This is a genomic window from Hydrogenophaga bisanensis, from assembly GCF_042665135.1.
GTDB classification, from domain to species: domain Bacteria; phylum Pseudomonadota; class Gammaproteobacteria; order Burkholderiales; family Burkholderiaceae_C; genus Hydrogenophaga; species Hydrogenophaga bisanensis.
Window position 1 is genome coordinate 320,653 of sequence record NZ_JBHTBX010000002.1, and the last position, 20,289, is coordinate 340,941.

General features: G+C 64.7%; 19 protein-coding genes. 6 read left to right on the top strand and 13 right to left on the bottom strand.

All coding sequences use genetic code 11. The features are described 5' to 3' along the window. Positions 1-9: 9 nt before the first annotated feature. Together ACFQNJ_RS04215 and rpoH are read right to left on the bottom strand one after the other, a co-directional pair. Entirely contained in the window at positions 10-1,797 is a 1,788-nt protein-coding gene (locus tag ACFQNJ_RS04215; RefSeq protein ID WP_382254073.1) for a 7TM diverse intracellular signaling domain-containing protein, read from the bottom strand. A 121-nt stretch (positions 1,798-1,918) separates the two neighbouring features. Continuing rightward, the gene (rpoH, locus tag ACFQNJ_RS04220; protein ID WP_374641727.1) at positions 1,919-2,878 is read right to left on the bottom strand and encodes an RNA polymerase sigma factor RpoH; all 960 of its coding nucleotides are present in this window, start codon (positions 2,876-2,878) and stop codon (positions 1,919-1,921) included. 308 nt (positions 2,879-3,186) lie between these two features. On the opposite strand from rpoH, the gene ACFQNJ_RS04225 reads away from it, so the two are divergent. Beyond that, positions 3,187-3,618: an OsmC family protein gene (locus ACFQNJ_RS04225; protein WP_382254075.1), complete on the top strand. Its 432-nt coding sequence runs from the start codon at positions 3,187-3,189 to the stop codon at positions 3,616-3,618. Beyond that, positions 3,615-4,574 (top strand): cation diffusion facilitator family transporter, encoded by a 960-nt coding sequence (locus ACFQNJ_RS04230; protein ID WP_382254078.1) that lies wholly within the window; start codon positions 3,615-3,617, stop codon positions 4,572-4,574. Before ACFQNJ_RS04225 ends, ACFQNJ_RS04230 begins: the two co-directional genes overlap by 4 nt. 11 nt (positions 4,575-4,585) lie before the next feature. Here the strand turns inward: ACFQNJ_RS04230 and ACFQNJ_RS04235 are convergent, their stop codons facing one another. Genes ACFQNJ_RS04235 through ACFQNJ_RS04280 form a run of 10 tightly spaced genes read right to left on the bottom strand, consistent with a single transcriptional unit; the run spans position 4,586 to position 14,478 of the window. Further along, on the bottom strand, positions 4,586-4,822 hold the full coding sequence (locus ACFQNJ_RS04235; RefSeq protein WP_382254081.1) for a thioredoxin family protein: 237 nt from the start codon (positions 4,820-4,822) through the stop codon (positions 4,586-4,588). 28 nt (positions 4,823-4,850) lie between these two features. Next, positions 4,851-6,296 (bottom strand): permease, encoded by a 1,446-nt coding sequence (locus ACFQNJ_RS04240; RefSeq protein ID WP_382254084.1) that lies wholly within the window; start codon positions 6,294-6,296, stop codon positions 4,851-4,853. 21 nt (positions 6,297-6,317) lie between these two features. Further along, positions 6,318-9,131: a cation-translocating P-type ATPase gene (locus ACFQNJ_RS04245; protein ID WP_382254087.1), complete on the bottom strand. Its 2,814-nt coding sequence runs from the start codon at positions 9,129-9,131 to the stop codon at positions 6,318-6,320. Between the two features lie 31 nt (positions 9,132-9,162). Next, on the bottom strand, positions 9,163-9,894 hold the full coding sequence (gene arsH / locus ACFQNJ_RS04250; protein ID WP_382254090.1) for an arsenical resistance protein ArsH: 732 nt from the start codon (positions 9,892-9,894) through the stop codon (positions 9,163-9,165). After that, the gene (gene arsC, locus ACFQNJ_RS04255; RefSeq protein WP_382254092.1) at positions 9,887-10,309 is read right to left on the bottom strand and encodes an arsenate reductase (glutaredoxin); all 423 of its coding nucleotides are present in this window, start codon (positions 10,307-10,309) and stop codon (positions 9,887-9,889) included. Before arsC ends, arsH begins: the two co-directional genes overlap by 8 nt. A 7-nt stretch (positions 10,310-10,316) precedes the next feature. Further along, on the bottom strand, positions 10,317-11,330 hold the full coding sequence (arsB, locus tag ACFQNJ_RS04260) for an ACR3 family arsenite efflux transporter (RefSeq protein ID WP_382254094.1): 1,014 nt from the start codon (positions 11,328-11,330) through the stop codon (positions 10,317-10,319). A 6-nt stretch (positions 11,331-11,336) separates the two neighbouring features. Beyond that, on the bottom strand, positions 11,337-11,816 hold the full coding sequence (locus ACFQNJ_RS04265; protein ID WP_374641733.1) for an ArsI/CadI family heavy metal resistance metalloenzyme: 480 nt from the start codon (positions 11,814-11,816) through the stop codon (positions 11,337-11,339). Between the two features lie 11 nt (positions 11,817-11,827). Next, entirely contained in the window at positions 11,828-12,157 is a 330-nt protein-coding gene (locus ACFQNJ_RS04270) for an ArsR/SmtB family transcription factor (RefSeq protein ID WP_382254097.1), read from the bottom strand. 9 nt (positions 12,158-12,166) lie between these two features. Then, positions 12,167-13,435 carry an organoarsenical effux MFS transporter ArsJ gene (gene arsJ / locus ACFQNJ_RS04275; RefSeq protein WP_382254100.1) on the bottom strand — a complete coding sequence of 423 codons (1,269 nt, stop codon included), beginning with the start codon at positions 13,433-13,435 and terminating at the stop codon, positions 12,167-12,169. Beyond that, positions 13,435-14,478 (bottom strand): ArsJ-associated glyceraldehyde-3-phosphate dehydrogenase, encoded by a 1,044-nt coding sequence (locus tag ACFQNJ_RS04280; protein ID WP_382254103.1) that lies wholly within the window; start codon positions 14,476-14,478, stop codon positions 13,435-13,437. Before ACFQNJ_RS04280 ends, arsJ begins: the two co-directional genes overlap by 1 nt. Before the next feature lie 65 nt (positions 14,479-14,543). Here ACFQNJ_RS04280 and ACFQNJ_RS04285 point away from each other — a divergent pair, with 65 nt between their 5' ends. The 4 genes from ACFQNJ_RS04285 (at position 14,544) to ACFQNJ_RS04300 (ending at position 18,826) form a co-directional block, all read left to right on the top strand. Beyond that, positions 14,544-15,443, top strand: coding sequence for an NUDIX hydrolase (locus tag ACFQNJ_RS04285; RefSeq protein ID WP_382254105.1), 900 nt, complete (start codon positions 14,544-14,546; stop codon positions 15,441-15,443). 88 nt (positions 15,444-15,531) lie between these two features. Continuing rightward, positions 15,532-16,671 carry a PQQ-dependent sugar dehydrogenase gene (locus ACFQNJ_RS04290; RefSeq protein WP_382254108.1) on the top strand — a complete coding sequence of 380 codons (1,140 nt, stop codon included), beginning with the start codon at positions 15,532-15,534 and terminating at the stop codon, positions 16,669-16,671. A 140-nt stretch (positions 16,672-16,811) separates the two neighbouring features. Then, a complete protein-coding gene (locus tag ACFQNJ_RS04295; RefSeq protein ID WP_382254110.1) occupies positions 16,812-18,203 on the top strand; it encodes an ATP-grasp domain-containing protein in 1,392 nt (463 codons plus the stop codon). Then, positions 18,200-18,826 carry a YHS domain-containing (seleno)protein gene (locus ACFQNJ_RS04300; protein WP_382254113.1) on the top strand — a complete coding sequence of 209 codons (627 nt, stop codon included), beginning with the start codon at positions 18,200-18,202 and terminating at the stop codon, positions 18,824-18,826. Before ACFQNJ_RS04295 ends, ACFQNJ_RS04300 begins: the two co-directional genes overlap by 4 nt. A gap of 99 nt (positions 18,827-18,925) precedes the next feature. Here ACFQNJ_RS04300 and egtB read toward each other — a convergent pair whose 3' ends face one another. Beyond that, entirely contained in the window at positions 18,926-20,254 is a 1,329-nt protein-coding gene (gene egtB / locus ACFQNJ_RS04305) for an ergothioneine biosynthesis protein EgtB (RefSeq protein ID WP_382254116.1), read from the bottom strand. Between the last annotated feature and the right edge of the window lie 35 nt (positions 20,255-20,289).

Sequence of the window (20,289 nt, forward strand, 5' to 3'; positions counted from 1 at the left end):
GCGGGCCGCTCAGAAGTTCACGGTGGCGATGTTGCGCTGCCGGTCCCATTGCAGGTTGTCGGCTTCATCGTGCAGCCACGCCAGATGCTGCTGCGCATCCATCGGCAGCTCGATCGACGGGTCTGGCAGCAGGGCAATCACGATCTTGAAGCGCAGCGTCGCTCCGACCGGCAGTTGCTCGTTCGGCCGCAGGCCACCCGCCAGAATCGCGGTGGCGGCGGAAACGGCTTGGGCGGGGCGCACCGGTCCCTCCATGAGCAGGGCAAAGGTCCGGTCGTCGATCCGCGCGGCCGTGTCCACATCACGGGCCACCGTGCGCAGCAGTGATCCGGTCAGCACCAGGGCGCGGTCCCCCACCTCGCGCCCATGCTCCTGGGTGAACCATTCGTGGTTGTCGAGGTTGATCACCAGCAGCGCACAGCGGTGCTGATAGCGCTGGGCACGAATCAGGGCGTCGTGCAGGCGCAGGATGCAGTTGTGGCGGTTGGTCAGCCCTGTCAGCGGCTCGGTCAGCGCCAGGGCCTTGGCTCGAGCGCGCGCCTCATGCTGGATGGAGGAGCGTTGCACCAGGCCGTAGATCAGCAGTGGTGCCTCGATGGTGGCGGCCAGCACCATGCCGTACTGCGAGAGGAATCCCGACGACACCAGGTTGAAGTTGCGCAGCACCGGGAGGGTGCCTGCCAGCAGCATGGGCAGCACACCCAGGGCAATCCAGCGCACCCAGCGTTCCCCCGAGCGCCAGGCTGACCACAGCAGCGCATAGGTCAGCGCCATGGTGGCGGCACCGGCTGCGCTGAGTGCCTGCATGCTGGCGGTACTCGGTTCGCTTTGGTCCCAGACAATCAAACCGACCCAGATGATCGACAGCGCGACGGCCATCCGGTCCAGGCGCCGGTCGATCCAGCTGGCCTGGATGACCTGCCGGATGAAGAGCAGTCCGGCCATGGCCACCAGGGGCAGCAGAATGAACTCGGCGCGGCTGTTCCAGACCACACTGTCCGGCCACAGGAATTGACCTCCCACGCCCAGGGAGGCTGCCATGCTCAGGGCCAGCACACCGGTGTAGATCGCATAGGCCAGGAAGCTCTTGTCCCGGAACACCAGGCCGTTGGCCAGCGCCACCAGACTCAGCAGCAAGGCCATGCCGAAGTAGGCACCGATCAGGAACTGCTGGTGGATGCGCTGCTCGCGCAGATGGGGATGGCTGTGGACATAGAACTCTCCCGAGAACGGTACCCGGGCATGTTCGATCTTCACCCAGTACCTCACCGGACCCTCGGTTCGGGTGTCCAGGGTGAAGACGGGGTAGCGATCCGGTGAATGCCAGCGGCTGACTGCCAGGTGGTCACCGGCTTCCTGCCGGACCCACTGGCCGTGTCGATCCCTGTAGTGCAGGGCGACGTGATCGGTGCCGGATCTGGCCAGCTCCAGTTCCCAGTGGACGTCATCGTGCTGTACCCAGGCATCGAACCGGATCCACAGCGCGGCGGATTCGCCGAGGGTGACGCGCTGCCCGTTCGTTCGTTCCGACCAGGGCAGCAGGTCCTGCCTGGCTTCAATCTCGTCCGGCTCCAGCTGGCCGGTGGGGTCGATCCAGTAAATGCTCCGACCCGCCAAAGGGAAACTCTGAACGGATCCGTCGATGATGACTGGCCCCGGGTATCCGTCCTGGAGCGGCAGGGCGTGGGTGCGTCCCGTGGTGAACCAGAGGAGAAGGCCCGCCAGCAGCATGGCCATCCAGGCTCGAAGGGCAGTGGTGCCCGCAATGGGGCTTGGCAGACGGCGCGCGACGGACATTCCCGGATTGTGACCGGACGGCACGCGACGGGAATCCATCTGGACCGGGTAAGTGCTCAAAGAAAAGGCCCTTGTGGCGCGCACGCCGCAAGAGCCTCAGCGATCAAGGAAAGATGGTTCGTCAGGCGTACGCAGCCAGGGCCTTGCGCATCTTCTTCATGGCCGCCACCTCGATCTGACGCACGCGTTCGGCGCTGACACCGTACTCGGCCGCGAGTTCGTGCAGCGTCATGCCGCCCGAGCCGTCGTCGTTGACCTTGAGCCAGCGCTCGGTCACGATGCGGCGGGAGCGGTCGTCCAGCTCGCCCATGGCCTTGGCGATCCCTTCGGTCGCCAGACGGTCGCGTTCGGCGGACTCCAGCATGGCGGTGGGCTCATGGGAGCCATCGGCCAGAAAGGCAATGGGGCCGTATGCCTCCTCACCATCGTCGGAAGGGGAGGGATCGAGCACGACATCGCCGCCCGCCAGACGCGTTTCCATCTCGCGCACCTCTTCCGGCTTCACGTTGAGGTCGCGTGCCACCACGTCGATTTCGTGGTCGGACAGCGCCTCCCGGTGGGTGTCGCCATCGGCCGCCTCGGCCCGGAAGCCCTGCTTCATGCTGCGCAGGTTGAAGAACAGCTTGCGCTGGGCCTTGGTGGTCGCCACCTTGACCATGCGCCAGTTCTTGAGGATGTACTCGTGGATCTCGGCCTTGATCCAGTGCATGGCGTAGCTCACCAGGCGCACGCCCTGGTCAGGGTCAAAGCGCTTGACCGCCTTCATCAGGCCCACGTTGCCTTCCTGGATCAGGTCGCCGTGCGGCAGGCCGTAACCGAGGTACTGGCGGGCAATCGACACCACCAGACGGAGGTGCGACATGACCAGCTGGCCAGCCGCGTCCAGGTCGTTGTGGTCGCGCAGGCGTCGCGCGGCCTGCTGCTCTTCTTCCAGGGTGAGCAGCGGAATGCGGTTGACCGCCGAGATGTAGGCGTCCAGATTGCCCAGCGGCGGCAGGGTGAGCGAACGTCCCGTCCACGCGCCAGCCACGGCCAGCTGGCCAGAGGGAACTGCGGTGGTGGGAGCAAGCATCTGGGACATGTGAAACACCCTCCTGAGGTATTTGTATGAATCTATGTTAGCACTCCCAGGTCAAGAGTGCTAACGTGAGACAGCATGTCCCCCGGAAAGTTCCGTCGGCTTGTACAGTGGCTGTTTTCATGTGAGTGAATGCAAACTTTCATTGATTTCCACCGTCTGAAGTCCCCTCTATGCCTGCAGCGATTTCGGACCGCTCGAGTGCATACCTGTTGGCGTGCCGCTGATCGCCGGGTGCCTATGACGCAGCAGTGGTCCGCCAAATCGTGTCGGCGGAGCAAAATATCCTTCGTTTGAGCAACAGGAAACCCATGACAGTCTCCCCGACCAAGATGCAGTTCCATGTGGTTTCGCGCCGCGAAAGTGCTCAACTCAGTCGTGCCCGCTGCAAGAACGCGCAAATCGACCTGGACACCGACCTGGCGGGCAACCCGGACGCCTTCAACCCGGCCGAGGTGCTGCTGGCTGCGCTCTCAGCCTGCATGATCAAGGGCATCGAGCGCGTGATCCCCATTCTCAAGTTCCAGCTGCGCGGGGTGGAGGTGCGGGTACACGGCGTACGACAGGACGTACCCCCGCGCATGGAATCCATCGACTATGAAATCGTGGTGGACACCGACGAAGACGACCGCCGCCTGGCCCTGCTGCACGACAACGTGAAGAAGTTCGGCACCGTGTTCAACACGGTAGCCCCGGGGACGGAACTCTCCGGAATCCTGCGGCGCAGGACCGATGCCGAATGAGTGCGGGACACGACCACCACCACGCGCCCACCAGTTTCGACCGGGCGTTTGCCATCGGCATCGCCCTGAACCTGGCCTTTGTCGGCATCGAGGCTTTCTACGGATGGCGCATCAACTCTCTGGCGCTGCTGGCCGATGCGGGCCACAACCTCAGCGATGTGGCCGGGCTGGTGCTGGCCTGGGGCGGGGCCCTGGCTGGCCAGCTGCGGCCCAACCCGCGCCACACCTATGGCTGGAGGAAGGGGAGCATCCTGGCGGCGTTCGCCAACGCCTTGCTGCTGCTGGTGGCCATGGGCGCGCTGGTGTGGGAAGCCATCGGGCGCGTGCTGGACCCCGATCCGGTAGCAGGCCGTGAAGGCCTGACCATCATGGCCGTGGCGGGGGTGGGCATCGTCGTCAATTCGGTCACGGCCTGGCTGTTCATGCGCGGGCGCCAGACCGACCTGAACATCCGTGGTGCCTTCCTGCACATGGCCGCCGACGCGCTGGTGTCGGCCGGCGTGGTACTCGCCGGCGCCCTGACGCTGTGGATGGGCTGGACCTGGCTGGACCCGGTGGTCAGCCTGCTGATCGCCGCTGTGATCCTCTGGGGCACCTGGAGCCTGTTCCGGCAATCGCTGCACCTGCTGTTCGACGGCGTGCCTGACAGCGTAGACCCGCATGCGGTGCACGTCAGCTTGCTGGCGCTGCCGGGCATCGTGCAGGTGCACGACCTGCACATCTGGGCCATGGACACATCACAGGTGGCCATGACGGCCCATCTGGTGATGCCGGTGGGGCATGCCGACGACGCCTTCCTCCAGGCTGCGACCGATATGCTGCACGAGCGTTTCGAGATCACCCACGTCACGCTGCAGGTGGTGAACGTGCCCTTCACCCGACCCTGCGGCGACTGGTCCTCAGTGCCAGCCGTGGAGCCGCTGCCGGCGGATCACCACCACCACCATCACCACTGACAAGTCACCTGTCAAGCGGTGAGCCACTTCTGCACTTCGGCCACGGTGGGGATGCGGCCGCTGCTGACCAGCTTCTCGTTGATCACCAGCCCGGGCGTGGACAGCAGGTCGTAAGTCATGATCTGCCGCATGTCGGTCACTTTGATGAACTCGGCCTCCAGTTGGGCGGCCGTGGCGGCCTCACGGGCGACGGCTTCAAGCTTCTTGCAATTGGCACAGCCTGAGCCGAGAATTTTGACAGTCAGCATGGTGCTTTCCTTTGAGGGTCGATTGAGATCAGGCGGGAACTGACCTGGCTTGACGCCGCCGCAGCCAGGTCAGCCCGGCGCCGAGCAGGGCGATGAAAACAGCCAGTGACAGACTCAACGGTAACCAGCCGAGGCCGTCCACCCAGGCCCCGTAAAGCAGACCGGCGCAGATGCTGAACACCGCCACGAGGCTCACGTACGCAGCCGTTTTCTGGCGACCGATCACGGCAGCGACCATCAGCATGCTCTGCAGGCTCAGCTCGGGGTCGGCCATCAGGTAGGCCAGCAGCGGTCCGGGGTGCATGCCCAGGTCCAGGAACATGCGGGCCACCGGTACCTCGACGAGGGTCGGGAAGTACATGAAAACGCCGAACAGGACGGCGACCGCATTGGCCTGCACCGTGTTGCTGCCGGCCAGCGATTCGATCCATTCCGGTCGGATGATCTGGCGCACCACGCCGACGATGAAGACACCCACGACCAGCAGGACAAAGATCTGTTTCACAAAGCGCCAGGACTCCCAGAGCCAGGCCTGGCGGTCGTCCGCGCACAGCTGGCGAGCGAAATGCCAGCAGGCCACGAGCGTAGCTGCCACGGCCAGCACGCGGCCGGTCAGGCCGAGTTCCAGGCCGCCAGCCACCGGCGTCAGGCGCAGGGCAGCGACCAGCAGCGTGGTGACTGTCAGTCCCAGTGTGATCCAAGTCCATTGGTTCGGACCCTCGATGACGTTCTCCAGCCCTTTCCAGGCTGTGGCGGCGATCAGCAGCAGCAAGGCGATCAGCACCGAACCCTGGAAGCTCACGCCTTCCTCGCCCTTGGCTGGGTCGAAGGGCACCCAGCCGAACAATGTCGCCTGCCAGTCGGCCGCCCAGGACAGGGGCAGCCTGACCGTCGCGAAGGTCTCGGTCAGTGGCCAGAGCTTGAGCGTGCCAGCGATGAGTACGGCCACCAGAGACAGCAGCAGGCCGGTCGCGGCGGGTCCGACGCTGGCCTGCTGGGCAAACAGGGCATCGGACTGGGCATCGTGGCTGGCATCGTCCTTCCAGAACAGCATGGCCATCAGCAGGCCGATACCGATGCCGAACAACAGACAGAGCAACAGCCGTGCTGCGGCAAATTCGGGCCCCAGGATACTGCCGGTATAGGCCAGCGCCATGATGTTGCCGGCCGGTGCGAAGAACAGGAAGGTAATGGCTGGCCCGATGCCGGCACCCTTGCGGTAGATGCCGGCAAACAGCGGCACGATGGTGCAAGAGCAGACCGCCAGCAACGAACCCGCCGCAGCTGCCGCCGGATACGAGACATGGGCCGGCGTACTGCGACCGAGCCAGCGCGTGATGCTGGCCTTGGGGATCAGAGCCGCCATGGCCCCGGCAATGAAGAAGGCGGGCAGCAGGCACAGCAGCACATGGGCCGCTAGATACGCGGCCAGGTTGCCCGCGCCACCCGCCATCAAATGCAAGACATAGTCCATCTGGCACTCCCCTTCTTGATCCTAACCGTCGCTCATGCGCCGGGCAAGCCATTTGCGAGTTTCGCTATAGCACAACACCGTGCTGGCGATGGTCAGGCACTGCAGCCATTGGCTGGCTTCCAGCGCGCGGGTGCCAAAGGCCTGGTTCAGGAAGTCCAGGTGCACAACCGCCACCTGGAGCACGGCGCCCAGCCCGACGGCTCCCCAGAGCCAGCGGTTGACGAACAGGCCGCGCCAGGCGCTGCCGGTCTCCGATCGGGCATTGAAGGCGTTGAACAATTGCGAAAACACCAGCACGGTGAACGCCGCCGTGCGAGCGGTCTCCAGCGACTGATCGCCCTCGATCAGTCCGCCGGGCATGAAGAGGTCGAGTGTGAACAGGGTGGCAATGGCCATGACCAGACCGACCTGCAGCACACCCGACCACATGCGCGCATCGATGATGCGCTCGTGCGGGCTTCTCGGACGACGGTTCATCACATCGTCGGTCTGTGGGTCGACCCCCATGGCCAGCGCCGGAGCGGCGTCGGTGATGAGGTTGATCCATAGGATCTGTGTCGCCAGCAGTGGCAGCACGATCGCGCCACTTGCGTCGATCAGCCCCAGCGCTTGGGCGGCGAGCACGCCGAGCAGCACGGTCAGCACCTCGCCCATGTTCGAAGACAGCAGGTAGCGCAGAAACTTCCGAATGTTGTCGAGGATGCCGCGGCCCTCCCGTACCGCCGCCACGATGGTCGCGAAGTTGTCGTCGGCCAGGATCATCTTGCCGGCCTCCTTGGTCACCTCGGTGCCCGTGATACCCATTGCGGCGCCGATGTCGGCCGACTTGAGTGCCGGCGCATCGTTGACACCGTCACCGGTCATCGCGACCACGTGACCCTGGCCCTGCAGCGCATCAACGATGCGCAGCTTGTGCGCGGGATCGACCCGTGCGTACACCGAGACCTGTTGCACCGCTTGTGCGAGTCCGGCTTCATCAAGCGCATCGATCTCGGCACCGGTCAAGGCAGCACCACCGGCTTCGATGATGCCGAGATCCGACGCGATACGCGCCGCCGTGCGCGGGTGGTCGCCAGTGATCATGATGACCCGGATGCCCGCACGCCGAGCCTCCTGGATGGCGGCTGCCGCTTCGGGGCGTGGCGGATCGATGATGCCCACCGTGCCGACAAAGATCAGGCCTTGTTCGAGCGCATCGCCTGTCCGTTCGTCTTCGCCGGGTGCCAGTGGCCGGTAGGCCACCGCCAGTGTTCTCAGCGCCGCATCCGACAGCTCGTCCACGTCGGCCAGTGCGCGCGTACGGATGGCCTCGCTCATCGGCACGACATCCATGCCCACCCTGGCCTGGGTGCAGTGCTGCAACAGAACATCGGGCGCCCCCTTGACGATGATGACGCGCTGGTCATCATTCTCATGGTCGATGGCAATCACCGCCATGCGCTTGCGCTCGGAGCTGAAGGGAATCTCGGCGATGCGCTCGAAGCGCTCGCGCCGTCGTTCGTGGACACCCAGCTTGCGCTCGGCGACCAGGAAGGCAGCTTCCGTCGGGTCTCCCTGGATCACCCAGCTGCCATCGGTCTGCTGGCGCAAGTCGGCATTGCCGGCCAGGCTTCCGCCACTGAGCATGAGGACCAGCTCGCTGTGCAGGGGGCCGGGCCCGATGAGCTGACCTTGGTGTCGGAACTCGCCGACCGGCTCGTAACCCACGCCCTCCGGACAACTGCACCCTGAAGCGGTCACCACTTTCTCGATCGCCATCTCCGAGCGCGTCAGGGTGCCGGTCTTGTCGGTGCAAATCACAGAGGCGGAGCCCAGTGTCTCGACCGATGACAGCTTCTTGACGATGGCCTGTCGCCTGGCCATGCGCTGGACCCCGATCGCCAGCACAAGCGACAGGATGGCCGGCAGTCCCTCGGGGACGGCCGCCACCGCCAACGATACCCCCAGCAGCAGCACTTCCTCGACATCGGCCCAACTGCGAACCTCGCTCATCAGCAGCACCGTACCAACCACCAGCAGGGCAATCAGCAGCACGGCCCGACCGAGCATGATGCCGATCTGGCGTACTTCCTTCTGGAGAGGCGTCGCCTCCTCAGGCGTCTCCGCAAGCAAATGGGCGATACGGCCCATCTCGGTGGCCATCCCGCTGGCCGTCACCAGCGCCATGCCCGTGCCCTGAACCACCGCGGTGCCCTTGAACACCATGTTGGCCCGTTCGGCCAGCGGGGTGTCCCGTGGCAGTACGGCAGCGTCCTTGAGCACTGCGTCGCTTTCACCGGTGAGCGACGCCTCCTGCACCCGCAGCGAATGCGCCTGCAGCAAGCGCGCGTCTGCGCCCACGCGGTCGCCTTCGGTCAGCTGCAGCAGATCACCCGGCACCAGTTCGACGCTCGGCACCCGAAGTGGCACACCGTCGCGCAGCACGGCCGAGGTGACCGAGCCCAGACGGGCCAGGGCAGCTGCGGCGCGCTGGGAGCGGACTTCCTGGAAAAACCCCAGCAAGGCATTTAGCAGAACGATGACCAGGATGACCAAGGCATCGATCGGCCATCCGCCCGCGCCTTCCGATAACCAGACCAGCAGTGTGATGCCGACGGCCGCCAGCAGCAGATAGACCAGGGGATCTCGGAACTGCGACAGCAGATGCCGCCATGCCGGTACCGCCGGTTCAAGCTTCAACGCATTCGGACCAAAGCGATCGAGGCGCCGACGTGCCTCTTCTGTGCTCAGCCCACGCACGATGTCGGTGTCGAGGCTTTCAGCCAGTGCGGTTGTCTGCTGATGCCAAGGCTCCTTGAGCAACCGGGAGTCGTCAGCGACTGGTGGCTGTGACATGGGGCTTGCCTGGCATCTCAACGAACTGTTCCTAGAGGGTCTGTTGATTGACGCGTTTCATCAGCTCTTCGGCACTTTCCTTGCGCTCGCTGTAGCGGTCCACCAGATAGGGCGAGATGTCTCGGGGCAGCCAGGTGAACTTCACCAGTTCCTCCATCACATCGACCAGCCGGTCGTGGTAGCTCGACGGCTTCATACGGTCATGGTCGTCGAACTCCTGAAAGGCTTTGGCCACCGACGACTGGTTCGGGATGGTGATCATGCGCATCCAGCGTCCGAGCACACGCATCTGGTTGACGGCATTGAAGGACTGGGAACCGCCGCACACCTGCATCACGGCCAGCGTCTTGCCCTGGGTCGGACGAACCGCGCCGGCCGACAGTGGAATCCAGTCGATCTGGGTTTTCATGATGCCGGTCATGGCGCCGTGACGCTCGGGCGAGCACCAGACCATCCCCTCGGACCACTGGGTCAAATCGCGCAGCTCCTGCACTTTGGGGTGGCTGTCCGGTGCATCGTCGGGCAAGGGCAATCCACTGGGATTGAAGATCCGGGTTTCCGCGCCCATGGCATTCAGGAGCCGGGCAGCTTCTTCCACCAGCAGGCGGCTGAAGGAGCGCGGGCGTAGGGATCCGTACAGCAGCAGGATGCGCGGCGGGTGGGCCGAATGCGCACGCAGCAGTTGCGCCGGGTTGGGCACGCGAAAGTGTTCCGGCTGCACCTGGGGCAGATCGGCCAAAGGTTTGCTGACAGATTCAGACACGGCGTCCCTTGGCATCGATGACCATCTCGCCATCCTCCTTGATGAATGGACCTTGCTGGGGATTGGGGAGGATGTCCAGCACCACCTCGGATGGTCGGCAAAGTCGTACACCCAGCGGCGTGACCACGATTGGGCGATTGAGGAGGATGGGATGCTGCTGGATGAAGGCCAGCAGCTCGTCGTCGGACCACTTCGGGTTACCCAGGTCCAACTCGGCAAATGGCGTTCCCTTCTCGCGCAGTACCTGGCGCGCCGAGGCGCCCATGGCGTTGAGCCAGGTCTTGATCTGCTCCGTGCTGGGTGGGGTCTTGAGGTATTCGATGACCGTGGGTTCGACGCCGCTGTTGCGGATCATGGCCAGCACGTTGCGTGAGGTGCCACAGGCTGGGTTGTGATAGATCGTGATGTCGGACATGGCAAGTTCAGGTGCTGCGGGGTTTCCAGGCGTTGACGATGGCCACCAGGGACAGCATCACCGGCACTTCCACCAGCACCCCCACCACGGTGGCCAGTGCGGCGCCGGAATTCAGCCCGAACAGCGAGATGGCCACGGCCACCGCGAGCTCGAAGAAGTTGGAAGTGCCAATCAGGCAGGCTGGCCCAGCAATGTCGTGTGGCAACTTGAGCAGTTTGGCACCCCACCAGCCGATGAAAAAGATGCCGTAGGACTGAAGGATCAGCGGCACGGCGATCAACGCGATCACGCCTGGCTGCTCGACGATGGTGCCGGCCTGGAAGCCGAACAGCAGGACCACGGTGGCGATCAGGCCGACCACCGACCAGGGCTTCAGGCGCGCGACGAACTGTCCCAGTGCCTGCGGGGAACGCTTGACCAGCATCTGGCGGGTGGCCATGCCCGCCAGCAGGGGCAGCACCACATACAGCACGGTGGACAGCAGCAGCGTTTCCCATGGCACGGTCACGTCGGTCACGCCCAGCAGAAAAGCGGCGATGGGCGCAAACGCGACTACCATGATGAGGTCGTTCACCGAGACCTGCACCAGGGTGTAGTTGGCATCGCCTTTGACCAGCTGGCTCCAGACGAACACCATGGCGGTGCAGGGCGCCACGCCCAGCAGGATCATGCCGGCGATGTATTCGCTGGCCGACTGCGGGTCGACCCAGCCCGCAAAGATGTACTGGAAGAACAGCACGCCCAGCGCCGCCATGGTGAAAGGCTTGATCAGCCAGTTGACCACCAGGGTGAGCATCAGCCCCTGAGGCTTCTTGCCCACGTCTTTGACTGCATGCCAGTCAATCTGGATCATCATCGGGTAGATCATGATCCAGATGAACACGGCCACCACCAGGTTGACCTGCGCGACTTCCATCGCTGCCACGGCCTGGAAGACCCCCGGCATGACGAGCCCGAGGCCCACACCGGCCAGAATGCCCAGCCCGACCCACACGGTCAGGTAACGTTCGAAAAGTCCCATGGCGGATCAGCAGCAGCGTGGGGTGGAGGACGTCTTGCTGGTGGCGCAGCACTTTTGGACGGAGTCGCTGGTAGGTGAACAGCAGGCCACGGCCGAGGTCTCATCAGGCTTTTCGCGGAACACCGGGATGTTGCCCAGCGTGTGAAAGTGTTCCCAGGCAATGCCCTGCGGATCGGTGATCCAGTGCTTCTCGCTGCGGGCGTAGCAGCAGGTGGTGGCGCCTTCGTCCAGCAGGCTCATGTCGGCAGCGGTGGCGCGGTCCTTCAGGGCCTGAAGCTCTTCGGCATTGTCGGTCTGTATGCCCAGGTGGTCGATGCCGGGTTGGTTGCCGCGGGTGGAGATGGCGAAGTTCACCGGCGGGTCGTCGAGCATCCACTTGGCGTAGTCGGCCTCCGTGCGCGCTGGTTTTGCCGCAAACAGCTGGCTGTAGAAGGCAATGCTCTGTGCCAGATCGGCCACATGCAGATGGACATGGAATCTCTTCATGGTCGGTTTCCTCAGCAGTGGCTGCAGTCGAGCCTGGTGGTCGCATCCAGACAGGGCTGACCCTGGCAGCAGTGCGCGGTCAGGAACCCCAGCAGGTCGTTCATCAAGGGAATGGATGCCCGGTAAATCAGGTGGCGGCCGTCACGCTCCACGTCGATCAGGCCAGCATGGCTCAGTTCCTTCAAGTGAAAGGACAGGGCTGTCGGCGAGGCCCCCAGTTGCTCTGACATGTGACCCGGGGTCATGCCTTGCGGCCCGGCCACCACCAGCAGGCGGAAGATACGCAGGCGCGTCTCCTGAGCCAGCGCCCCCAGCGCCTTGACGACATCGGCTTCTTCCATGGCTTTTCCTCAGACCGTTGAATGACTGGGCATGGCCAGCCTGGTTGGAAGTGCCAGCGTGACCAGCCAGCAGACCAGCAGCATGAACGCCGAGCCCACCAGTGCATACAGCAGGCCGCCCCACTGGTAGAGCAGGCCCGACATGAGCGTGCCGAAGAAGCGACCCAGCGCGTTGGCCGCGTAGTAAAAGCCCACATCCTCCGCCGCTTTCTCGCTGCCGGCGTAGGCCAGGATCAGGTAGGAGTGCACGGACGAATTGACCGCGAAGGCGAAGCCAAACAGCCCCAAGCCGCCAACCACCCACCACTGCAGGTGAGGAGCGTCCATCAGCACGGCGGCCGCGATGCCGACCGGAATCAATGCCAGCGCCAGCGACCAGCCACGTGCGGCAGGTACCTCGCTGCTCAGGCCGTCGGCACTGCGTTTGACCAGATTGGGCGCCAGCGCCTGCACCAGGCCGTAGCCAATGGTCCAGGCCGCCAGAAAGCCGCCCACCATGGTGAAGTTCCAGCCCTGCGAATAGAGGAACACCGGCACGCCGACCACAAACCACACGTCCCGCGCGCCGAACAGCGCCACGCGTGCGGCGGCCAGGTAGTTGATGCCCTGGTTCTTGGCGAACAGCTCCTTGGCCGATTTGGAGGCCTTGGCCTTGCCCATCATCGGCGGCACCGACAGCACCACGCCTGCGAGCACCAGCACCAGCAGGCCGGCCATGGCCCACAGCGAGTGCTGGAAGCCCAGCGCCTGCAGCAGCACGCCGCCCAGGAAGAAGCCGAAGCCCTTCATGGCGTTTTTGCTGCCGGTGAACCAGGCCACCCACTTGAAGAGCTGGTTGTTGCCGCCGTCCTCGGCCTTGGCCTGCGCCTGCGTGACCTTGATGGCCGACTTGCTGGCGGTCTTGGTCAGGTCCTTGGCCACGCCGCAGATGCCTTGCGCCACCACCACCCAGGCCACCGACATGGCGGCCGTCCACGCCGGGTTCAGCAGAGAGAGCAGGATGAAGCCGGTGATCTGCGTGGCCAGGCCCACGGTCAGCATGCGCTGGATGCCGTAGCGCGTGGCCAGCCAGCCGCCAATCAGGTTGGCCAGCACGCCGGCCGCCTCGTACAGCAGGAACAGAAAGGCCAGCGTGAAGGGTGAATAGCCGAGCTTGTAGAAGTGCAGCAGCACCAGCATGCGCAGCGCGCCGTCGGTGAGCGTGAAGCCCCAGTAGGCGGCGGTGACGATGGCGTAGTTGCGCACCGCGTGGCTTGTTGTGGTTGTCGGGGCGTTCATCAGATGCCGACGGATTCGAGGTGGCAGGCCAGGTCCACCATACGCGTGGCGTAGCCCATCTCGTTGTCGTACCAGGCGTAGAGCTTGAGCAGCGTGCCGTCGGTCACCATGGTGGACAGACCGTCGACGATGGAGCTGCGCGTGTCGCGGGCGTAATCGGCACTCACCAGCGGGCGGGTCTCGTAACCCAGAATACCGGCCAGCGGACCTTGGGCCGCGGCCTCGAACAGGGCGTTCACTTCTTCGGCCGTGGTCGCGCGGTTGAGCTCGAACACGCAGTCGGTCAGCGAAGCGTTGAGCGCCGGCACGCGCACCGCGTGTCCGTTGAGCTTGCCCTTGAGTTCGGGGTATATCAGTGCGATGGCGGTGGCGCTGCCGGTGGTCGTGGGGGCCAGGTTCACCATGGCGCTGCGCGCGCGGCGCAGGTCCTTGTGCGGTGCGTCCACCACCAGGTTGGTGTTGGTCGGGTTGTGCAACGTGGTGATCTGGCCGTGCTTGATACCGATGGCTTCGTGAACCACCTTGACCACCGGGGCCAGGCAGTTGGTGGTGCAGCTGGCGGCGGTGACGATGCGGTCGCGCGCCGGGTTGTAGAGGTGCTCGTTGACGCCAACCACGATGTTCAGCACATCGCCCACCTTGACGGGCGCGGCCACGATCACGCGCTTCGCGCCGCGGTCCAGGTGGCCTTGCAGAGTCTCGGGCGTGAGGAACTTGCCGGTGCACTCCAGCACCACGTCCACGCCCAGATCGCCCCAGGGGATCTCGGCGGCGGTGGCGTGTTCGCTGAACGACAGGTGGCGGTCGTTGATGCGGATGGTGTCGCTGCGCTCGGCCGCGATGTGCGCCCGCCACTTGCCCTGCACCGTGTCAAAGGCCAGCAGGTGGGCGGTGGCGGCCGCGCCGCCCTTGATTTCGTTGAGGTGCACCACCTCCAGGCGATTGCCCTGGCGGGGGTCGATGGCTTCGCGTTCGATGGCGCCGAACGCCGCGCGCAGGGCCAGCCGCCCCATGCGTCCCATGCCGTTGATACCGACCTTCATAGCCTCTTTCCTTTCTTCTATGGTTCAATAATAGTTGAAATATAAGGGAGAAATGTGACAAATGAATGACCGCACAATGCGGCATGGCCATTCCCTTCCTGTCTCAAGAAGTCCACTCAGCGCCCTTGCCCTCAGCCACTGTACTGGTGCTGAGAGATGGTTCCACCGGGCTGGAGGTGCTCATGGTTCGCCGCCATGGCAACGCTGGCGTGCTGGGAGGTGTGCATGTGTTCCCGGGCGGCAAGCTCGATGCGGCGGATGGTCAGGTAGCCGCCGGCGCCCTCGACCTGACACCTCAGGCCTGTGTGGCCCGACTGGCCGAGTCCGCGTTGTCGGCGGATGAGGCCGTGGCCTTGCATGTGGCGGCCCTCAGGGAGACCTGGGAGGAGGTGGAACTGGTCCTGGGCATGGATGCCTGGACGCGGAGCCGGCAGCAGTCGCTGGAAGAGCGAATCGGCCAAGGCCAGGACTGGGCCGCAGCCATGCAGACAGAAGCAAGGCGCATCCCTGTCTCGGCGCTGGTGCCGTGGTCCCGGTGGATCACGCCCCGCCTGCCGTCGGTATCCAGCAAGCGTTTTGATACGCGGTTCTTTCTGGCCCGGCTTCCGTCCGGGCAAACGGCTCGCCACGACGGACACGAAGCCACGGAGGCGGTCTGGCTGTCGCCACGCGATGCTCTGGAGCGGTTCTGGGCCGATGACATTGAGCTGGCACCGCCGCAGATCATGAGCCTAGTGGCGCTGTCCCGATTTCGCGATGTCGATGCCGCGCTGGCGCATGCGCAGGGGCGCAGACCGCCCCTCATCGAGCCTCACCCGTTTGACCGTGACGGCTGCCGGGTGATCTGCTATCCCGGGGACCCGGAGCACCCGGTGTCCGAGCCCGCCTGGCAAGGGCCCACGCGCCTGACCTACCGCAACCGGCGCTTCGAGCCCGATGGCGGATTGACCGCCTTGTTGGCGTGATGCCCCAGGTGTCACCGATGGCGCGCCTGCACGGGAACCTGTGGCCTCCGATGAGGTCTTGCCAGCGTACCCGCTTGAGGAGATTTGCATGAGCTTCACTGCCCGTCGCCCCCTTTCGTTGCCGATTTTGGCCAGTGTGTTGCTGGCCGTCGGCGCGGTCACCAGCATTCCTTCGCGCGCCGCCGAGCCGGTGGTGGAGGTGGTCGCCCGTGACCTGCAGAACCCCTGGGCCGTGGCTTTCATCGGTCAGGGACGCATGCTCGTCACCGAACGGCCCGGCCGCATGAGGGTCATCGAGCCCGATGGCCGCGTCGGGCAGCCGCTGGAAGGCCTGCCAGCCATCGATGCGGTCGGGCAGGGCGGACTGCTGGACCTGATCACCGACAGCGGTTTTGCCAGCAATCGCCGTCTCTACTTCTGCTACAGCGAGCCGGGCAGCGCAGGCACCAACTCGACCGCGCTGGCCAGCGCCCGCCTCTCCGATGACGCGCGGCGCCTGGAAGATGTCAAGGTCATCTTCAGCCAGCGGCCCAAGGTGGCCAGTCGTCTGCATTTCGGTTGTCGCGTGGTTGAGGCGCCGGGTGGTCTGCTCTTCCTCACGCTGGGCGACCGCTTTCACCGGATGGCCGACGCCCAGACCCTGGACAACCACCATGGCAAGGTGGTGCGGATCCGCAAGGACGGCGGCGTGCCGCCGGACAATCCGTTCGTGCAGCGGGCGGGCGCGCGGCCGGAAATCTGGAGCTACGGTCACCGCAATCCGCAAGGGGCTGCGCTGGGCGTGGACGGGCGGCTCTGGACCCAGGAGCACGGTCCCCAGGGCGGTGACGAAATCAACCGTCCCGACGCCGGCAAGAACTACGGCTGGCCGGTGATCACCTATGGTGAGAACTACGGCGGCGGCAAGATCGGCGACGGCATCACGGCCAAGCAGGGCATGGAGCAACCCTTGCACCAGTGGACGCCGTCGATCGCGCCCTCGGGCATGGTGTTCGTTCGGACCGACCGCTATGGCCCCGCCTGGAAGGGCAGCTTGCTGGTGGGGTCGCTGAAGTTCCGCTACCTGTCGCGCCTGGAGATTGACGGCACCCGCGTGGTGCGTGAAGAGCGTCTGCTGCCGGAACTGGGCCAGCGCGTGCGCGACGTGCGCGAAGGGCCCGATGGGCTCATCTACCTGTTGACCGATGATCGCAACGGGCAGTTGTTGCGGCTCCAACCTGTCCGGTGAAGTCTCGGAGTATGCTCCAAGGGGTATGTGGTGACTCCGCGCTGAACTGGCGATGTCGACGTGACCTGTAAGGAGGGCGCGCGAAAGACGACAGACAGGCGTGTCGGGATCCACCGCCACCATCGCCTCTTCCTTCACTCATGCAGCTATCCCTCAGCCCAGCCGGGCGTACCTTGATTCTGTTCAACCACGACTGGGATGAGATCGGTCACGAGCGCGCTTTGCGTGGTACCGGTCACCCGGTGGATATTGACGGTTTCGACCTGTTTTCTTTCCCCAGCAATGTGCAGCTGGCGTTTCTGGACCTGCAGCGCTGGGTGAACCGTTTGGCACGCAAGGCCTCATCCAGGGCATGGACGGCGGTGGTGTCCCACCAAGAGCAGTTTGGTGCGCTGGCTGCAGCCCTGTTGGCCGAGCGCATGGGGTGGCCCGGCACGCCGGTGCAGGCCATCCTGGCCTGCCAGCACAAGGTTTATGCCAGGCAGGTGCTGCAGCAGGTGGCACCGGAGGCCTGTGTGGCGTACGCCCTGATGGAGGCCGAATATGGTGATCCTGTACCTCCAGGGCTTCGCTATCCCGCCTTCGTCAAGCCGGTCAAGGCAGCCTTCTCGGTGTTGGCCCGTGAGGTGCGCTCCCAACAGGAGCTCCATCGTCATACCCGCTTCGGCCCCTGGGAGCGCTGGGTCATCCGGCGTCTGGTCGAGCCATTTGATCGCCTGTCACGGGAGCGCCTGGGTCCCGGGGTGTCGAGCGCCCATCGGATGATGCTGGAGGAGCCTGTGCATGCCGAGCAGTTCAACCTTGATGGCTATGTGTTTCAGGGGCAGCTGTATCCCATCGGTGTGGTCGACGCCATCATGTATCCCGGGACCCAGGCCTTCATGCGGCACCAGTTGCCCACGCGGCTGCCGCAGGCTGTGCAGGACCGAGCCACCGATGTGGCCCGGCGGTTTCTGGGCGCGGTAGGCTTCACGCACGGCCTGTTCAACATGGAGTTCTTCTACGATGAGGCGCGGGACCGACTCAGCGTCATCGAGTTCAATCCGCGCATGGCCTCGCAATATTCGGATCTGTACCTGAGAGTCCTGGGCATTGATCTGCACGCGATCGGCCTCGCACTCGCGCACGGGCAGGACCCGGCCTGTCTGGGCCGTGTGGTGCCTCAGGCTGGTTCAGCAGCCAGCTTCGTCTATCGACAGTTCGATCCGGTCGACCAGGTGTCCATGCCCGATAGACACCAGCGGGAGGCTTTTGTCCGAGGCTTCCCCGATGGTTTGCTGTTCTGCTATCCCAAGTCCGCCGGTTCCGTGGCGCGCGATCACAAATGGCTGGGCAGCTGGCGCTATGGCATCGTTCACCTGGGCGGCCGCGACGAGGCCCAATTGCGCGAACGGTGCGAAGCCGCCAGCGCTTTGTTGGGCTGGCCGGCGCCTTATGACGAACTTTCGCAACCTTCGGCCGCTCTCAAGCCTGGTGAGGCATTGCACAAGCCCACTCCCTCCTTTTCTCCTGCCATCCGGACCAGACCATGACAACAGCCGTATCGACGCGTTCCTTGAAGACCAGCCGTGGGCTGGCTGCCACCATCCTTGCCGCGGCTGCCATTGGCCTGTCCGGTTGCGGAGCCATGCAGGCCCAGAATCCATCCGGCAATCTCAGGCCCGTCAATGCGGTCGAGATGGCGCCCGATGCCCGCGTCATGCTCAAGGGGGCCGATGTGGTGGCCTATTTCACGGAGAGCCGCTACCGCCAGGGCAAACCCGAGTTCCGCAGCGAGTTCGAAGGCGTGGTGTTTCACTTCGCGACGGCCGACCACAAAGCACGCTTTGATGCTTCGCCGGCGAAATATCTGCCCCAATACGGCGGCTACTGCACCAACGGCATCGTTTATGGCATCCCATGGGGCGGCGACGCGGACACCTGGAAGATGATTGACGGCAAGCTCTACATCTTTGGTGGCCAGGCCAGCAAGGACGCCTTCGAACTCGACGAGAAAGCCAACCTCGCTCTGGCTGAAAAGTACTGGACCGAAGAGGTCAAGGGCCGCAACAGCTTCATTCAGCGGGCTCAGCGCCTGGTGTTCAAGGTGCCGCACTACAAAAGCGGCGAGGACCTGGCCAAGGCAGTGGCCGCGGCCCACGCTGGCAAACCCTGATGCCTGGCTGGCGATGGTGCCGCCCGGTGGCATGTGTGTGTCCGATGCCAGCGTCCGTGCGGACCGCCCGCGCAGGTGCCGTGAGCTTGTGTCGTGTATTCACAAGTCCTTGGCCAGCCTGACCCCCATGAACTGCCAGCGCGAATGGGTGGGGAAAAAGTTGCGGTAACTGGAGCGGATGTGATCGCGTGGGGTGGCACACGATCCGCCACGCAACACCATCTGGTCGACCATGAATTTGCCGTTGTATTCCCCCACCGCGCCAGCCCAGGGCCGGTAGCCGGGGTAGGCGGTATAAGGGCTGGCGGTCCACTCCCATACGTCGCCTCCCATCTGCTGCGGGTCCGACGCACCGTCTGCATGGCACGACAGCGGAACCGGGTGCAGGGTCCCGTTGTCCAGGAAGTTGCCGCTTGCCTGCTGCGCCGGGCTGAGCCTCTGGGCGGCGTGCTCCCATTCGGCTTCTGTTGGCAGGCGAAGACACTCACCGGTCTGTGTGCCAAGCCAGCGGGCGTAGGCGTCGGCCTCGAACCAGCTGATGTGCACCACCGGGGTATCAGGATCCACCGGCACGCGGCCGTGCAGGGTGAAGTGGGTCCAGCCATCGCACGGCGTCATGTCTTGACCCTGCTGCCAGTACAGCGGCGCCTGGATGCCCTGGGTGCGAACCCAGTCCCAGCCGGCAGCCATCCACCAGCGCGAGTCGGCATAGCCACCAGCCTGCATGAACGTCAGCCACTCGCCGTTGGTCACCAGCCGGCTGGCCATCGCATAGGGCTGCAGCAGCACGGCGTGGCGCGGGGTTTCGTTGTCGAACGCAAAGCCCTCGCCTGCGTGGCCGATCTCGGTGATGCCGCCGTCGAACACGCACCAGCGCAGCGGCTGTGGCACTACGGCAGGCAGCGGGCATTGCGGGTGGTAGACCGGGTTCGTGGGGTTGCACGAGAGCAGGTGCTTGATGTCGGTGAGCAGCAGTTCCTGATGCTGCTGTTCGTGTTGCAGGCCCAGTTCCAGCAGGACGGCCAGTTCGTTGTCGGCGCCATGGGCGAGCAGCGCAGCCATGCGCGCGTCTACCTGCGCACGGTAGGCACGGACCTTGGCCAGGTCAGGTCGTGTGATCAATCCGCGCTGTGGCCGCGGGTAGGCCTCGCCCACACCCTGGTAGTAGCTGTTGAACAGCATGCGGAAGGCAGGGTCGAAGGGCTGAAAGCCGGACTCGAACCGTTCGAGGATGAACGTCTCGAAAAACCAGGTGGTGTGCGCCAGATGCCACTTGGTGGGACTGGCGTCGGGCATGGACTGCGCCTGACAGTCGGCTTCACTCAGTGGCACGGCCAGGGTCAAAGTCTGTTGGCGCACCGCCTCAAAACGTGAGGCAGAGGCAGCGGTTCCGGTGGTGGGACTTGTCTGCGGAGTGGGTGTGGACATGGCGTCACTCTCCGTTTCGCCCGCGCATCGGGCAA

Coding starts and splice junctions, on each gene's coding strand:
- ACFQNJ_RS04265 (WP_374641733.1), bottom strand. CDS start 11,816: ATGAAGAGATTCCATGTCCATCTGCATGTGGCCGATCTGGCACAGAGC.
- ACFQNJ_RS04280 (WP_382254103.1), bottom strand. CDS start 14,478: ATGAAGGTCGGTATCAACGGCATGGGACGCATGGGGCGGCTGGCCCTG.
- ACFQNJ_RS04245 (WP_382254087.1), bottom strand. CDS start 9,131: ATGTCACAGCCACCAGTCGCTGACGACTCCCGGTTGCTCAAGGAGCCT.
- ACFQNJ_RS04300 (WP_382254113.1), top strand. CDS start 18,200: ATGACAACAGCCGTATCGACGCGTTCCTTGAAGACCAGCCGTGGGCTG.
- ACFQNJ_RS04225 (WP_382254075.1), top strand. CDS start 3,187: ATGACAGTCTCCCCGACCAAGATGCAGTTCCATGTGGTTTCGCGCCGC.
- ACFQNJ_RS04230 (WP_382254078.1), top strand. CDS start 3,615: ATGAGTGCGGGACACGACCACCACCACGCGCCCACCAGTTTCGACCGG.
- arsB (WP_382254094.1), bottom strand. CDS start 11,330: ATGGGACTTTTCGAACGTTACCTGACCGTGTGGGTCGGGCTGGGCATT.
- ACFQNJ_RS04235 (WP_382254081.1), bottom strand. CDS start 4,822: ATGCTGACTGTCAAAATTCTCGGCTCAGGCTGTGCCAATTGCAAGAAG.
- ACFQNJ_RS04270 (WP_382254097.1), bottom strand. CDS start 12,157: ATGGAAGAAGCCGATGTCGTCAAGGCGCTGGGGGCGCTGGCTCAGGAG.
- ACFQNJ_RS04215 (WP_382254073.1), bottom strand. CDS start 1,797: ATGTCCGTCGCGCGCCGTCTGCCAAGCCCCATTGCGGGCACCACTGCC.
- ACFQNJ_RS04285 (WP_382254105.1), top strand. CDS start 14,544: ATGACCGCACAATGCGGCATGGCCATTCCCTTCCTGTCTCAAGAAGTC.
- rpoH (WP_374641727.1), bottom strand. CDS start 2,878: ATGTCCCAGATGCTTGCTCCCACCACCGCAGTTCCCTCTGGCCAGCTG.
- arsJ (WP_382254100.1), bottom strand. CDS start 13,435: ATGAACGCCCCGACAACCACAACAAGCCACGCGGTGCGCAACTACGCC.
- ACFQNJ_RS04240 (WP_382254084.1), bottom strand. CDS start 6,296: ATGGACTATGTCTTGCATTTGATGGCGGGTGGCGCGGGCAACCTGGCC.
- ACFQNJ_RS04290 (WP_382254108.1), top strand. CDS start 15,532: ATGAGCTTCACTGCCCGTCGCCCCCTTTCGTTGCCGATTTTGGCCAGT.
- arsC (WP_382254092.1), bottom strand. CDS start 10,309: ATGTCCGACATCACGATCTATCACAACCCAGCCTGTGGCACCTCACGC.
- egtB (WP_382254116.1), bottom strand. CDS start 20,254: ATGTCCACACCCACTCCGCAGACAAGTCCCACCACCGGAACCGCTGCC.
- ACFQNJ_RS04295 (WP_382254110.1), top strand. CDS start 16,812: ATGCAGCTATCCCTCAGCCCAGCCGGGCGTACCTTGATTCTGTTCAAC.